Genomic DNA, 15346 nt, shown 5'->3' with positions numbered 1-15346 from the left:
ACCTCCCCGCGGGCGGGGTGGCCTGACATGGGATTCAACAACCCTCCTATCCCCTGGTCAGAATTCGAGCGGACACTCTCTGACAGGCGTAGACCCGGTGCACCTCCCCTGGGCGCAGATGGCGGTGACAGTCCGGCCTGGTCGCTGAAGCGCCATCCGTATCTTGCCCCCGAGGAAACAGAGCCAGCTCCGGACGGTCCCGTGGTGCCGTACGCGGAACTGCACGTACATTCGAACTTCAGTTTCCTCGATGGTGCAGCCAGCCCTGAGCAGCTGGTTGAGGAAGCACACCGGCTCCGGCTCCATGGACTGGCGTTGACCGACCATGACGGCCTCTACGGCGTGGTCCACATGGCCGAAGCAGCCGAAAAGCACCCCGGGTTATCCACCGTGTACGGCACCGAGCTCTCCCTTGAACTGAGCAGACCCCAGAACGGGGAACCGGACCCTGAGGGCCGCCACCTGCTTGTTCTTGCCCGCGGTGCGGAGGGCTACCACCGGCTTGCCGCGGCAATAACCGAGGCGCATCTCAAGCAGGACGCCGAGAAGGGCAAGCCCCGGTACAACCTCACCGAGCTCGCCGGCAGGGCCAACAACAACTGGATGATCCTGACCGGATGCAGGAAGGGATCAGTCCGGCACGCACTCCTCAACGGAGGCATTGGGGAAGCGGAACGGGAAACGCGGCACCTGGTGGAGCTGTTCGGTGCAGGTAATGTCGCCGTCGAGCTCTATGACCACGGCAACCCCTTGGACAGTGCGCACAATGACGCCCTATGGGAGATCGCCACCCGTCTTGGACTTCCCGTCGTGGCCACCAATAATGTGCATTACGCCGTACCCGGGCAGCACCGGGTGGCCACTGCGGTGGCCGCAGTCCGAGCGCGCAGGTCGCTCGATGACATGAACGGGTGGCTGCCGGCGTCGGGCTCGGCGCATCTACGGAGCGGGGCGGAAATGGCTGCGCGCTTCGCAGCGTACCCGGGAGCAGTGGAACGCACGGTGGAACTGGCCGACGACCTGGCCTTCACACTCAGCAGCGTCAAGCCTGGCTTGCCGAAACTCAGCCTGCCCGAGGGCCACACCCAGATGAGCTGGCTGCGGAAACTGGTGTGGGAAGGCGCCGCCAAGTTCTACCCCGGGCGCGAAGATGTGGTTGAGCGGATCGAGAAGGAACTGAAGGTCATTGAGGAGAAGGACTTCCCGGGCTACTTCCTGATCGTCCATGACCTGGTCCAGTTTGCCCGAAGCAGGGGCATCCTCTGCCAGGGCCGTGGATCCGCAGCCAACTCCGCAGTGTGCTACCTGCTGGAGATCACCGCCGTCGACTCCATCCTCTACGACCTCCCCTTCGAACGGTTCCTCTCCAGCCTGCGGGATGAGGAGCCCGATATTGACGTCGACTTCGATTCCGACCGCCGTGAGGAAGTCATCCAGTACGTTTACGAAAAATACGGCCGTTTCAACGCGGCGCAAGTCGCCAACGTCATCACCTACCGTCCCAAGTTCGCTGTGCGTGACATGGCCAAGGCCCTCGGACACAGCCCCGGCCAACAGGATGCGTGGTCCCGGCAGGTGGAGCGCTGGGGGGCCCTGCTTTCCAGCGATGACCACGACATCCCCGACCCGGTGGTGGAACTGGCACAGAGCGTGCTCAAGTTCCCTCGACACATGGGAATCCATTCCGGGGGCATGGTCCTCACCGACCGGCCCGTCGGGGAGGTCTGTCCCATTGAGCACGGGCGCATGGAGGGGCGAACCGTCCTGCAGTGGGACAAGGACGATTGCGCCTGGATGGGCCTGGTGAAGTTCGACCTCCTGGGGCTCGGCATCATGGCTGCCATCCAGTACAACTTCGACCTGGTGGCAAAGCACTTCGGCGAGGAGTGGACCCTGCACACCATGCCGCGCGAGGAGCAGGGCGTCTACGACCAACTGTGTTTTGCCGATTCCATCGGCGTGTTCCAGGTGGAAAGCCGTGCCCAGATGGGCATGTTGCCAAGGCTGCAGCCACGCCGGTTCTACGACCTCGTTATCGAGGTTGCCCTGGTGCGTCCCGGCCCCATCCAGGGCGGCGCAGTGCACCCCTATATCAAGCGGAAACTGGGCGAGGAGGAAGAAAGCTACCTGCATCCCAAACTCGTGCCGGTGCTCAAACGTACCCTCGGCGTCCCGCTCTTCCAGGAACAGCTCATGCAGATGGCCATGGTGGTCGGAAACTGCTCGGGAGCCGACGCCGACCAACTGCGCAGGGCAATGGGCTCAAAGCGCGGCTTGGAAAGGATCGACACCCTGAAGGAAAAGCTGTACCAGGGCATGAAAGAAAACGGGATCACCGGAGAGGTCGCCGATTCCGTCTACCGGAAGATTCAGGCGTTCGCCAACTTCGGCTTTGCCGAAAGCCACTCAATCAGCTTTGCCCTGTTGGTGTATGCCAGCGCATGGCTGCGGCTCCACTACCCGGGAGCATTTCTTGCATCGCTCCTGCGTGCACAGCCCATGGGCTTCTACTCACCGCAGACGCTGGTAGCCGATGCCCGCCGACACGGCGTGCAGGTGCTTCGTCCCGACATCCTTCTCTCCGGAATCCACGCCGACCTTGAACTTATCTCCGGTGCAGGCACCGGCCCCACCGGTTCCAGCGACTGCCTGAATTTCCAGCAGCCCCCAGTGGGTCCGTTCGACCGGAGCGTGCCGTTTGATTCCACCGCCCATCGCAGGGATGGGAACTTCGCAGTCCGCCTGGGCCTGGACAGCGTGCAATCGGTCGGCAAGAAACTCGCAAAGGTCATAGTGGAAGAGCGTGAGGCAAACGGTCCATTCGAGAGCATGGGTGACCTCGCACGCAGAACCGGGCTCAACTCCAACCAGCTCGAGGCGCTGGCTGCTGCCGGGGCATTCGATTCCATAGGACTGTCCCAGCGGGAAGCCCTGTGGCATGCCGGTCCCGCCTCAACCGAGCGGGATGGCCAGATCAAAGGGACCACCGCCTACATCCAGCCGCCCCTGTTTCCGGACCTTTCCGACGTCGACCGCGTGGCTGCCGACCTTTGGTCCACCGGAATCACTACCGATGACCATCCGGTACGGCATGTCCGGGAACGCCTGCGACGCCGGGGCGCACTATCTGCTGCTGACCTCCTCTCTGCCGAATCGGGGCGGAGGGTGGAGGTGGGCGGAGTTGTCACCCACCGGCAGCGCCCGGCCACGGCCAGCGGAATAACCTTCATGAACCTCGAGGACGAAACAGGACTGGTGAACGTCATCTGCTCTGTCGGAGTGTGGCAGCGGTATCGACGCATAGCCCGGGAGGCAAGCAGTGTCCTGGTCCGCGGGGTGCTGGAGCGGTCAAATGAAGGAGTGGTCAATCTGGTGGCCGACAAGTTCGAGCTGCTCCGACTCAAGGCGACCACCAGATCGAGGGACTTCCGCTGACATGTGCTGGAAGCTGACCAGGGTTGGAAGCCGACCCGGGCTGGAAACCGAATCGCCGCAACCGCCGGTTAAAAGCAGAAGTGCTCCGGCGAAAACCGGAGCACTTCCCTTTATTGTGCGCGAGGGGGGATTTGAACCCCCACACCCTTTCGGATACTGGCACCTGAAGCCAGCGCGTCTGCCGTTCCGCCACTCGCGCGTGTTTGGAATAGTTCCTTTAGAACAGCAGAAACAAGCATAACGGAGCCATGCCGAAAACACCTAAACGGGTGATGCGCACCACGTCCTGCAACTTGGAGGAGGCCGTAAGCGTTATGAGTATTCGGCATGAAGATGCCCGGTTATCCGGGACACACAAGTAGTATCGAGAAGAGACAGTAACGACCAGGCGTGCTCTCGCGCGCTTTCGTGCCGGTCGGTGCGGAAGTCCAAAGATGCAGGTGAGGAGGTTGAACATGGGCATTTTGGATAACGTCGAGCGCGGGCTCGAGAAGATGGTCCGTGGCGCCTTTTCCACTGGTTCCCGATCGCAGGTACAGCCCGTGGAGATTGCCAGCGCCCTGCGGCGCGAGCTCGACAACAGGTCGCTGACTGTGTCCCAGGGCCGCACGCTTGCTCCCAACGTTTTCACCACCCGTCTTTCGGACTCCGATTTCACGCTCGCCCAGGAATGGGGCGCACCGCTCGCGGAAGAGCTTTGCGACGTCGTCATCAGACACGTGAACAGCCAGAACTACACCCTCCAGGGTCCCGTGAGGGTTTCTTTCACCCGGGACTCGAACCTCAAGGCCGGCAATTTCGAGATTGATTCGGCTACGGAGAAGCAGCCTGCCGCCGCACGTCGACCTGCGCCCAGCGCGCCCAGCCGCCAGCCCACCCGCTACCAGGCCATCCTGGACCTGAACGGCCAGCGGTACTCGCTCAATCCCGGATCCGTCCTGCTCGGCCGGTCATCCGAGGCCGACATCCTCATTGACGACACCGGAGTGTCCCGCCGTCACCTCGAGATTCGTACCGACGAGGGCTCGGCACGCGCCGTGGACCTGGGGTCCACGAATGGGAGTTACGTGAACGGCCAGCGAGTGCAGGGCGAGGCAGAGCTAACAGATGGTTCGGTGATCACTATGGGCCGTACCCGCATGACCTTCCGACTTGTACCCGTGCAGAACGGTGGCCGCTAAGCATGAGCGATCTGACCGTAACGCTGTTGAGATACGGCTTCCTCCTCCTCATCTGGATCATGGTGCTGAGCGTTGTCAGTGCCCTTCGGCGTGATCTCGTGGTGGGCCGCCGCAACCGTACCGGCGTGCCGTCTCCCCGGCAGGCGCGGAAGAACCCTGAACTCGTGGAGGAGCCGCCGGCGCGCGCTCACGCCCGCCGACTGGTGGTAACCGAGGGGCCGCTCAAGGGCACTACCCTTGACCTCGCTTCCAGCCCGATCCTGCTCGGCAGGGCGCAGGAAGCCACACTCGTCCTGGAGGACGACTACGCTTCGGGACGCCACGCCCGGCTCTTCCCCCAGGGAAGCCGTTGGTTCCTTGAAGATCTCGGCTCCACCAACGGGACCTATCTCGGTGGCAATCAGCTCACGCGCGCTCTTCCCGTGGAGCCCGGAGTACCAATTCGGATCGGTAAGACGGTCATCGAATTGAGGCCGTAGTCCATGACCCTGGTCTTCAGGTTCGCGGCCCGGTCCGATGTGGGCAAGGTCCGATCCAAGAACGATGACTCGGCGTACGCGGGCCGCTATCTTGCTGTGGTTGCCGATGGAATGGGCGGGCACGCCGGCGGCAACATCGCCTCTGCTTCCACCGTGCTCGATCTGGTGCACCTTGACCGCAAGGACTACACGGACGACGCCGGCACCCACCTTGCGGATGAGATACAAACCGCCAATTCGCTCCTGTCGGAGTTGGTGAGTACCAATCCGCAGCTCGCCGGCATGGGCACCACTGTTACTGCCATGCTCCTGCATGACGAGAAGATCTTCTTCGCCCACATCGGCGATTCACGCGCCTACCGGCTGAAGGACGGTGTCTTCGAGCAGATCAGCGTCGACCACACCTTTGTACAGCGGCTGATCGAAGAAGGTCGACTCAGGCCCGAGGAAGCAGACATCCATCCGCACAAGAACGTGCTGATGCGTGTGCTGGGCGACGTCGACGCGAGCCCGGAGCTGGATCTCACAACACTCGACGCTGCGCCTGGTGAACGATGGCTACTCTGCTCCGATGGGCTTAACGCTGTCCTTGGCGATGCTGCCATCGAGGACGTGCTGAGGAACACCAAGGACCGTACAGCCTGCGTGGACACGCTCGTGGAGCTCACGCTCGCAGGCGGGTCTCCGGACAACGTGACCATCGTGGTGGTCGACGTCGATACCGCCACTCCTGAAGACCTGCGCACTGGTGCCCTCACTGCCCTGCCGCCCGCCCGCGAGGCCGCGGGAGAGAAGGACGCCGGCACCGAAGCCGATGAGGTCCTAGGCGCAGCCATTCGGGCAGATGTCATTCGTGAGGACCTGTCCTCCCGCCCGCACGCTCTGGTCGGGTCGGCCGCATTGGCCACGGAGACAGGCCAGATACCGATCGTTACCCAGCGGTCCACGGAGCGCCGTGCCGCGATGATGCTCACACACAAGGCTGCGCCGGCTGCTTCCAGTGAGGGAGACCAGGAAGATGACCAGGAGCCCCGGCGTCGTCGGTGGTTGCTCCCGGCGGCTCTCGGCCTGTTGGCGCTCATACTCGTAGCAGTGCTCGGCCTCGGCTACGCCTGGACGCAAACGCGCTACTACGTTGGGACGTTCGACAATCGCGTTGCCATCTACAACGGAGTCGCGCAGACGCTGGGACCGATCTCGCTCAGCCATATCGACCAGACCACCGACATCCCCGTGTCCAGCCTCCCGCAATTCCAGCGGACCCGCCTGGAGAACACCCTGGCGGCAAGGGATCTTGAGCACGCGCAGGAGATCGTGGAGGATCTCCGGCGCGCGCTGCGTGCCATTCCCTGTCCACCGGCCAGTGACCCGGAACCGTCGGCAAGCCCGTCGCCAACTGCCACGGCGTCGGCAGAAGAATCGTCGGAGCCGTCCCCGAACGCCTCCGCCTCCCCGAGTCCTTCGCCTGAGGCAGATGAGAGCCCATCGGCGGGCGCAGAAGCTGATCCGGGCGACCCGGCCGTCTGTGGAGGGAGAGTCCAATGAGCGACGTACTAACGGTCCCACGGTCTCGACGGAACGTTGAGGCCCTACTGCTCCTTGTTGCCCTCGCGGTGGCCATCGGCGCCAACTGGTTGGTGGGGCTGGACAAGGACAACCCCTTTGACTCTGCGTTCTGGTCGCAGGGCGGCACACTCGCGGCCCTGGCACTCGTGTTCCATATAGTCCTGCGCTTCCGGGCAAAGTATGCCGATCCAGTCATGCTTCCAATCGTTATTGCCCTGAACGGCATAGGCCTTGCGATGATCTATCGTCTGGACCTCGCGCTCCCCGAACAGGGACAGCCCATCGCACCGAGCCAGTTCCTCTGGACCAGCGTGGGAATTGCTGCCTCCATTGCTACCCTCCTGGTGATCCGCGACCACCGCATCCTTCGGCGATTCACCTATATCTCGCTCATCGTCAGCGCGGTCTTGCTCCTGCTGCCCCTGACACCGCTCGGTGTGGAGATCAACGGCGCACGCATCTGGATCAATGTTGGTGTAGGCACTTTCCAGCCGGGCGAGGTCGCCAAGATTACCCTCGCTATATTCTTCGCCGGCTATCTTTCAACTAACCGCGATCTGATCCTGCTCGCCGGCAAGAAGCTGGGCCCTCTTCAGCTCCCGCGCTTCCGGGATTTGGCACCGATGGTCGCCGCCTGGCTGGTGAGCATCGGGGTTCTCATCTTCCAGCGTGATCTTGGTTCTTCGATTCTCTTTTTCGGCCTCTTCATGGCGATGATCTATGTGGCCACCTCCCGCGTCAGCTGGGTGCTGATCGGTCTGGCGATGATCGCCGTCGGCGGTTTTGTGGCGCTGCAGCTCTTCAGCCACGTTGCCCTACGCATAGATAGCTGGATCAACGCCTTCGAACCCGAAGTGTTCAACCGCAACCCGGGCGGTAGTGGGCAGGTTGTGCAGGGGCTGTTTGGCCTTGCCAACGGCGGGCTGGCAGGAACCGGCCTCGGACAGGGCCGGCCGGACCTCGTTACATACGCCAACAGCGACATGATCATCGCAGCCTTGGGGGAGGAACTTGGGCTGATCGGACTCTTTGCCATCATCCTGCTCTACGTCCTCCTGATTTCGCGAGGCTTCAGGGCGGCGCTGGGCACGCGTGACGGTTTCGGCAAGCTGCTTGCCTGCGGACTGTCTTTCACGATCGCCCTGCAGTGCTTCGTGGTGATCGGCGGAGTGACCCGGTTGATTCCCCTTACCGGTCTCACCACGCCCTTCATGTCCGCCGGCGGATCCTCGCTGCTGGCCAACTGGATCATCGTCGCGGTCCTGCTGCTCATTTCGGAAACAGCGCGTAGGCCGGCCGTGCGCGGACCGGTCCACGAGACGTTCCCGGAGGACAAGAAGAGCCGGAATTCGCCGGCAATAGACAACACCAGGGAGGTCAGCGCATGAACCAGGCCATCCGACGCTCTTGGATAGTGGCGATCAGCATGTTCGCGCTGGTGCTTGGTTCTCTGACCTACGTGCAGTTCTTCGAGGCAAGCGCGCTTGAAAATAATGACTGGAACACCCGTCAGATACTGCAGGATTACGGCAGGAACCGCGGTGCAATCCTCGTGGACGGCAACCCCATCGCTGAGTCGGTGGCCTCGGATGACCAGTTCAACTATCAGCGCGTGTACAACCAGCCGGAGGTGTACGCCCACCTGACCGGGTTCTTCTCGCTGGTCAACGGCTCCACCCAGCTGGAGAATGCGATGAATGAGGAGTTGGCCGGGACCAGCGACGATCTCTTCATCGACCAGATGGTGCGGCTTTTCCAGGGCGCCCAGTCCCAGGGCGCGTCAGTGGAATTGACCATTGATCCCCAGATCCAGCAATTGGCCTGGGACATGATCCCTGAAGGCCAGCAGGGCTCGATCGTGGTTATGGAACCGGATACGGGCAATATCCTTGCAATGGTTTCGAAGCCGTCGTACGACCCCAACCTTCTTGCGGCTCATGACACCGGTGCGGTGGTTGGCAACATTGAGCAGCTGTCCCAGGTGCCCGGTCTCTCCATCTACTTCAACCCGGCCACCCAGTCACTGGTGGCACCCGGTTCGGTATTCAAGCTCGTTGTAGCGGCCGCAGCCTTGGAGTCCGGGAATTTCGACGCCCAGTCCACCATCCCGAATCCCCCCGTCCTCGATCTGCCGGGAACCGACGTCGGCCTTCCCAACTTCACCACCGGCGGCTGCGCCGCCAGGAGCGAGGCTGACCTGGAATTTGCGCTTGAGCAGTCCTGCAACACGCCCTTCGCCCAGATCGCCTGGGATCTCGGGGAGGAGACCGTGCTGGAACAGGCCCAGGAATTCGGGTTTGGTGAGACCAGCAGTATCCCCGTCGATGTGGCCGCAAGCCAGTTCCCAACCGGATTGAGTGAAGCGCAGCTCGCCCAGTCAGCGATCGGTCAGTTCAGCGTGGCGGTTACTCCACTGCAGATCGCCATGGTCAGCGCCGCTATCGCCAACGACGGTGTGCTCATGAAGCCGAATCTCGTCAAGGCCGTCCGGGGGGCGGACCTTTCAATCATCGAAGAACCTGAGCCTGAAGTCTTCCGTGAGCCACTCAGCCCTGAGAACGCCAACCAGCTCACAGACTGGATGGTCAATGTGGTGAACAACGGTACCGCGCGAAACGCAGCCGTACCGGGCGTTGAGGTCGCGGGAAAGACGGGCACGGCAGAGGTACCTGAGCAGGGCGACAACGCGTGGTTCACCGGCTTCGCTCCGGCCGACAATCCCGAGGTCGTGGTCTCCATCGTCATGCAGGACGTGGACATCGCAACCGGTGCCCAGCTAACCAGTCCAAACGCTAAGAGACTTATAGAGGCGGTGTTGAATAGGTGAGGCCTACTTCAGGTATCACGTTAGGCGGCAGGTTCCAGCTCACTGATCGCATCGCCATTGGAGGCATGGGCGAGGTCTGGAAGGCCCGCGACCAGGTGCTCGGCAGGATCGTCGCCATCAAGATCCTTAAAGAGGAGTACACCGGCGACCCAGGATTCCTCAACCGGTTCCGGGCGGAAGCACGTCATACCGCCCTGCTGAACCACGAGGGAATCGCCAATGTCTTCGATTATGGCGAGGAAGGCGGATCCGCCTACCTGGTCATGGAACTGGTGCCCGGGCAGCCCCTGTCCAGCATCATCGAGCGCGAGCACATCCTCTCGCCGGACCGCACTCTTTCCATCATCGGACAGACGGCTGTCGCGCTGGGCGCAGCTCACCAACAGGGGTTGGTGCACCGGGATGTGAAGCCCGGCAACCTTCTGATCATGCCGGACGGCCGGGTGAAGATCACCGACTTCGGCATCGCCCGCTTGGCCGACCAGGTTCCGCTGACCGCAACGGGTCAGGTCATGGGTACTGCACAGTACCTTGCTCCGGAGCAGGCAACGGGTCAGCCGGCAACCGGTGCGAGTGACATTTATGCCCTCGGTGTGATCGGCTATGAGCTTCTTGCGGGCCGTCGCCCGTTCTCCGGCGAGTCCCAGATTGCGATCGCCCTGGCACAGGTCAATGACGCTCCGCCGGACCTTCCCCAGAGCATCCCGCATCCGGTGCGTGCCCTCATCGCCTCTATGTTGGCCAAAGATCCCGCAGACCGTCCCGCAAGTGCGGAACAGCTTGCCCAGGCCGTTGCCGCCATTCGACGCAACGACATCCGTGCAGCCGAGGCAGCCGTACCGGGAATGCTTCTCTTCTCCGATCCCACGGGACCCCTGACTGCTCCGGTTCCGGCGCCGACCAGCGCCACGCGCGCTGTTCCTGCCGCTCCCACGACGTCGGCCCTGCCCACCGTGGCGGGTGCAGGCGCCGGTGCTGCGGCCGGCGCAGGTGCAGTCGCAGCTTCAAGGGAGTGGACCGAAGAGGACATTGACGAGCAGCCGCCGCGTGAGGAGGAGGAAGAACGGCGCCGCAGCCCCTGGCTGATTCCGCTGATCATCCTGCTGGTGCTGGCAGCACTGGCAGCGGCCGGCTTCCTGCTTGCCCCGCTGCTCACGGGCGGTGATGACGAGCCAACGGCTCCGGCCACGACCACCCGTTCTGCTTCGCCCTCGCCGTCGGAGAGTGAGAGCCCTAGCGCCGAGCCCACTACCGTTGCGCCCACTACCGAGGAGCCTGAAGCCCCGCAGGGGATCGAGATCGACGCCGCACAGTTCGCCGGCCGTCCGGTCGACCAGGTTGTCGCGGAGCTTTCCAACCTTGGGCTCGCGGTAAACCGGGTACCCGTGCGCTCGAATGAGGCCGGCGTGGGCATCGTGCTCGACGTGAATCCGGTAGGCACCGTCCCGCCCGGCAGCACCATCGACGTCACATTTATCGAAGGACCCGAACTGGTGGAGGTTCCCTCCAACCTGGAAGGCGGCACGGAAGAAGAACTGCAGCGGGCCCTGGCCGATGCCGGACTGCGTGCCGAGCGGACGGGGACGGAGCCCTCGAACGAGGAAGCTGGAACGGTGCTCTCGGTTGAACCGGCCGGGGGTACTGAGGTCGAACCGGGAAGTGCGGTCCGGTACGTCGTTTCGTCCGGTCCTGACGAAACAGAAGCACCGCCGGCAGTCGGTCCCGGCCAGGAAACGCCTCCCGGCCAGGAGACGCCTCCTGGCCAGGACCAGCCGTAGGCAAGGGCGGAGGAACACCAGGTGAGCCAGAAGATCCTTAACGGGCGTTACGAAGTGGGTGAACTGATCGGCCGCGGCGGTATGGCAGACGTACACCTCGGTCGTGACATCCGTCTGGGCCGCACCGTGGCCATCAAGGTGCTGCGTCAGGACCTGGCACGGGATCCGCTGTTCCAGTCCCGCTTCCGCCGCGAAGCCCAGGCCGTGGCCGCGCTTAACCATCCGACGATCGTATCCGTCTACGACACCGGTGAGGAGGAGCTCGAAGGGCAAGCCCACCACGATATACGGGTCCCGTTCATCGTCATGGAGTACGTGGCGGGTCGCACCCTCCGCGAGCTGTTGAAGTCCGGTGAGCTCACCCTCGAGACATCGGTGGACTACATACTGGGTGTCCTGTCTGCCCTGGAATACAGCCACCGCGCCGGGATTGTCCATCGCGACATCAAGCCGGCGAATGTCATGATCACGCCCGAAGGGCAAGTGAAGGTCATGGACTTCGGGATTGCCCGGGCCGTCGCCGACTCTGCCGCCACCATGACGCAGACGCAGGCGGTCATCGGCACCGCCCAGTACCTTTCCCCGGAGCAGGCGCGCGGGGAGTCGGTCGATGCCCGCAGCGACCTCTACTCCGCCGGCTGCCTACTCTATGAGCTTCTCACCGGCCGCCCGCCGTTCGTCGGAGACAGCCCGGTATCGGTTGCGTACCAACACGTCAGGGAAGCGCCGACACCTGCCCGCGAACTGGACGACACCATTCCCCCTGCGATTGAGTCCGTGGTCCACATCGCGCTTGAGAAGGACCGGGCGCAGCGCTTCCAAAGCGCAGCGGACTTCCGGTCTGCACTTATCGATGCCCGTAGAGGAATACGTCCCGTAGCTCCTGCAGCGCCCACCGAAGCACTGACGGCTGTGCACCGTACTGCATCCGATGCTGACACGGACGCTCCCCAGACCCGGGCGATGGCCAAGGTCCTGGCCGGCGGAAGCATTGCCGCAGTGCCGCACACTGACACGGATTACGACGACGACGGCTTTCCTCCCAGCGCGGCAGATGCTCGTGCCGAAGCAGAGATACGGCGCGCCGACGCAGAGGACCGACGCCGGACGCGCAGGCGGGGCTGGATCGCTGCCTTCCTGGTGCTGCTGGGGCTGATCCTTACGGGTGGGGCCGTCGCGCTTTTCGCCATGCTCAACTCACAGCCGCAGGAGCCCGTACTGACGGCGGTGCCGGCTGTGGAATCGATGACGGAAACGGAGGCCACCAACGCACTCACAGCAGTGGGCCTGCGGCCGCAGGTGGAGCGCAGCTTCCACGACGAGGTGGAATCAGGGTTGGCCATCGGAACCGATCCCGGTGCCGGCAGTGAGGTCGAACCTGAATCCCTCGTCACCCTGCGGATTTCAGTGGGCCCGGCGAACCGCGTCATCCCTGAGGAGATCTTCCAGATGACTGAGTCCTCGGCCCGGGATGCGCTCGAATCCGTCGGACTGCGTGGTGGCACGGTGTCCGAAACCAACAGTGCAACGGTGCCGGCCGGGCGCGTTGTGGCAACCGAGCCGGCAATCGGTTCGGAAGTACCGGCCGACTCCGAGGTGAACCTGGTGCTGTCAACAGGCCTGGTGACGGTTCCCCGGGTAATTGCCCTGACACAGGACGAGGCCAGGGCCATCCTCGAGGACCCTGCGCGCGCGCTGGTCGTGCGGGTTGTCGAGGAGGAAAACACTGTCGTCGAACCCGGTCTCATTGTCAGGCAGGAACCGGAGCCGGAGACGGACATTCCGCCGGGCAGCGAAGTAGTAATCTACATCGCTGCAGCGCCGGCGGAAGAGCCGCAGGAGTCACCCAGCCCTGAGGCTTCCCCCGAACCAGAACCCGAAGCTGACGAAGAGCCCGGCAACCGCGGGCGCGGCAGGGGACAGGGCGGGCAGGGCGGGCAGGGCGGCGGAAGCCTTGTAGGAGACCTGGTGGAAGGCCTAGGAGGCTGACTGCTGGCGGATCAGCGGGCTAAGCGTTGCTGAGCGTTCCGCTGCGCCGGACAGGCCCAGCTTCTCCAGCCAGTTGCCCAGCATCCGGTAGCCGCCTTCGGTGAGCACAGACTCCGGATGGAACTGCACGCCGCAGAGCGGTGCCGTGCGGTGCTCCAGACCCATGATCACGCCGCTGGCCGTCCTGGCAGTGACGCGGAGCTCTGCCGGGACGTCCCCGACGGCAGCAAGGGAGTGGTAGCGCGTGGCGGTCAGGGGAGAGTGCAGGCCCTCGAAAACGTTGGTCGAATCATGCTCCACCAGGGAAGTCTTCCCGTGCATCAGTTCGGGAGCGTGGGTGACCGAGCCGCCGTAGGCTTCCGCCAGGGCCTGATGTCCAAGGCATACGCCGAGCATCGGCTTGGCGTTCTCGCCACACCACTTGATGAGGTCGATGCACACGCCTGCTTCGGCGGGGGCACCGGGACCGGGGGAGATGAGAACGCCGTCACGCGCCTCGGCGAGGGCAATCGCGTCGGCCAGCGTGACGTCGTCGTTCCTTACCACTGTGGTCTCGGCGCCCAGCTCCTGAAGGTAGCCGACCAGCGTGTAGACGAAGCTGTCGTAGTTATCGACAACCAGAATGCGTGTGGGATTGCTCATGTTACTCAGTGCCAATCGTTGAATCGGTGAGGGGGCTGAATTGCGCCATCCAGGGAAATACCCACGTGACGAGGGCTACCAGGGCCGCACAAACCAGCAGGATGGCCCAGATGATCCTGAGCCAGAGCGGGCCCGGCAGCAGGCGGAAGATGAGCCCGTACATCAGGCAGTACCTCCAGCTCGCGCAACCTGCTCTGCTATCTCCTCCGGAGGTCCTTCGCTCGAATGCTGGAAGGAATCCATCACCGCGTAGGCGATGATTCGCTCCTGGTCACCGAACATTGGATTGCAGCTAGTCAGGGTCAGTATCCGTTCGGTCGGTTCTACGCCTGGTTGCGTGGGTACGGGTGCTAGCACGTCCACTTGGGTAGGCAGGACGATCTGCGTATTCCGGTAGACGTAGGTGTAGAAACCGTCAGCGGTTTGGACGTAAATGCGGTCTCCGGGAACCAGGGTGTGGATGTTATCCAGCACCGCTCCGTTGGTCTGGCGATGCCCGGCAACGGCGAAATTCCCAACAGCACCGGGCATTGCGGTTTCGGGATAGTGTCCAAGACCCAGATTGTCCAGGACCGCAGTGCTCACGCCGCTGGTGACAGGGCGCGTGTAGTCATCACCGAACCGGGGCACGTAGACGACGGCAAATGTCTCCCCGGCCGCGCGCGACGCCAGGACGGGAACCTCTTCCGAGCCGCGGGGTTCTTCGGCAGCAACCTCGGGGGCGGGCTCGCTGTCCAGACCTGAGAAAAACTGCTCCACAGCCTCTTCCTGCTTTGCGTTGGACTCAACGTTGGTCCACCAAAGCTGCCAGGCAACAAAGAGTAGAACCACTACTCCCGCGGTGAGAAGGAGCTCACCGAAAACCTGGGCAACAATCTGGAGGGGAGTACGACGACGTCGCCTGCTCGAAGCCCGAGTAGGACGTTCACGGCGAGCCACCGCAACACTGCCGCCGAGGTTGCTCAAACGTTCTCCCTGCCTGCCGGTATGCTGCCGGGCTTCGCGTGTCCGTTTCTTGGCTAGAATTGGCACCTGGAACAGTGCCGATAGTCCTGTCTCAGGATAACCTGTGTCATCGCCGCTTTCCGAGCCCGTATGACCGCAAACACAGCGGCTGGGAGCCCAGCCCGTCAAGGAGGATCCGTGCCCGAGTCGAAGTCCCGCAGGAAGCAGGTCGAGTCGAGGACGCGCAACAGTTCGGAGCCGAAACCCAATCCGGTCTGGTACAAGCCGGTGATGTTCGGTCTCATGATCCTGGGACTGCTCTGGATTCTCGTCTACTACATCTCCGAGGGCCGGTTCCCGATCCCCGACCTCGCATCATGGAACATCCTCATCGGATTCGGAATTGCAATTGTCGGATTCCTGATGACTACCCGGTGGAGGTAAGCCGGCCGCCAGGTCCGAACTGAAGATAAGCCAGTGGCGCTCTCTCCGAGGGCGCCCATT

12 protein-coding genes and 1 tRNA gene are annotated in these 15346 nt (G+C 63.2%); 9 read left to right on the top strand and 4 right to left on the bottom strand.

Going from position 1 to position 15346, the window contains the following annotated elements:
- The first annotated feature begins 27 nt into the window (after positions 1-27).
- Positions 28-3435 carry an error-prone DNA polymerase gene (locus GC088_RS00145; protein ID WP_323959904.1) on the top strand — a complete coding sequence of 1136 codons (3408 nt, stop codon included), beginning with the start codon at positions 28-30 and terminating at the stop codon, positions 3433-3435.
- 116 nt (positions 3436-3551) lie between these two features.
- Here the strand turns inward: GC088_RS00145 and GC088_RS00140 are convergent.
- Positions 3552-3634 (bottom strand) — tRNA-Leu (locus GC088_RS00140).
- Positions 3635-3890: 256 nt separating this feature from the next.
- On the opposite strand from GC088_RS00140, the gene GC088_RS00135 reads away from it, so the two are divergent.
- The 7 genes from GC088_RS00135 (at position 3891) to pknB (ending at position 13255) form a co-directional block, all read left to right on the top strand.
- Positions 3891-4616, top strand: coding sequence for an FHA domain-containing protein (locus GC088_RS00135; protein ID WP_323959903.1), 726 nt, complete (start codon positions 3891-3893; stop codon positions 4614-4616).
- Between the two features lie 2 nt (positions 4617-4618).
- Complete coding sequence (locus tag GC088_RS00130; protein WP_323959902.1) at positions 4619-5095, top strand: FHA domain-containing protein FhaB/FipA; 477 nt, start codon at positions 4619-4621, stop codon at positions 5093-5095.
- A gap of 3 nt (positions 5096-5098) precedes the next feature.
- Positions 5099-6640, top strand: a complete 1542-nt coding sequence (locus tag GC088_RS00125; RefSeq protein WP_323959901.1) for a protein phosphatase 2C domain-containing protein — start codon at positions 5099-5101, stop codon at positions 6638-6640.
- Positions 6637-8049: an FtsW/RodA/SpoVE family cell cycle protein gene (locus GC088_RS00120; protein WP_323959900.1), complete on the top strand. Its 1413-nt coding sequence runs from the start codon at positions 6637-6639 to the stop codon at positions 8047-8049. Before GC088_RS00125 ends, GC088_RS00120 begins: the two co-directional genes overlap by 4 nt.
- Positions 8046-9488 (top strand): peptidoglycan D,D-transpeptidase FtsI family protein, encoded by a 1443-nt coding sequence (locus GC088_RS00115; RefSeq protein WP_323959899.1) that lies wholly within the window; start codon positions 8046-8048, stop codon positions 9486-9488. The genes GC088_RS00120 and GC088_RS00115 overlap by 4 nt, the downstream gene beginning before the upstream one ends.
- The gene (locus GC088_RS00110) at positions 9485-11266 is read left to right on the top strand and encodes a protein kinase domain-containing protein (RefSeq protein ID WP_323959898.1); all 1782 of its coding nucleotides are present in this window, start codon (positions 9485-9487) and stop codon (positions 11264-11266) included. Before GC088_RS00115 ends, GC088_RS00110 begins: the two co-directional genes overlap by 4 nt.
- An 81-nt stretch (positions 11267-11347) precedes the next feature.
- On the top strand, positions 11348-13255 hold the full coding sequence (gene pknB / locus GC088_RS00105) for a Stk1 family PASTA domain-containing Ser/Thr kinase (protein WP_416377547.1): 1908 nt from the start codon (positions 11348-11350) through the stop codon (positions 13253-13255).
- On the opposite strand, the gene GC088_RS00100 is transcribed toward pknB, so the two are convergent.
- The 3 genes from GC088_RS00100 to GC088_RS00090 are packed head-to-tail and all read right to left on the bottom strand — an operon-like array spanning position 13244 to position 14773.
- A complete protein-coding gene (locus GC088_RS00100) occupies positions 13244-13897 on the bottom strand; it encodes an anthranilate synthase component II (RefSeq protein WP_323959896.1) in 654 nt (217 codons plus the stop codon). The two genes, pknB and GC088_RS00100, sit on opposite strands and share 12 nt — an antisense overlap.
- 1 nt (position 13898) lies before the next feature.
- A complete protein-coding gene (locus tag GC088_RS00095) occupies positions 13899-14060 on the bottom strand; it encodes a hypothetical protein (RefSeq protein WP_323959895.1) in 162 nt (53 codons plus the stop codon).
- On the bottom strand, positions 14060-14773 hold the full coding sequence (locus tag GC088_RS00090; RefSeq protein WP_323962116.1) for a class E sortase: 714 nt from the start codon (positions 14771-14773) through the stop codon (positions 14060-14062). Before GC088_RS00090 ends, GC088_RS00095 begins: the two co-directional genes overlap by 1 nt.
- A gap of 267 nt (positions 14774-15040) precedes the next feature.
- Between GC088_RS00090 and GC088_RS00085 the strand changes: the two genes are divergently transcribed.
- Positions 15041-15286 carry a cell division protein CrgA gene (locus GC088_RS00085; RefSeq protein ID WP_323959894.1) on the top strand — a complete coding sequence of 82 codons (246 nt, stop codon included), beginning with the start codon at positions 15041-15043 and terminating at the stop codon, positions 15284-15286.
- Positions 15287-15346: the final 60 nt, after the last annotated feature.

It is taken from the genome of Arthrobacter sp. JZ12 (genome assembly GCF_035189165.1).
In the GTDB taxonomy this organism is placed as follows: domain Bacteria; phylum Actinomycetota; class Actinomycetes; order Actinomycetales; family Micrococcaceae; genus Arthrobacter_D.
The sequence above is the reverse complement of the archived record's forward strand: the minus strand, read 5'-3'. Positions and strand labels throughout refer to the sequence as shown.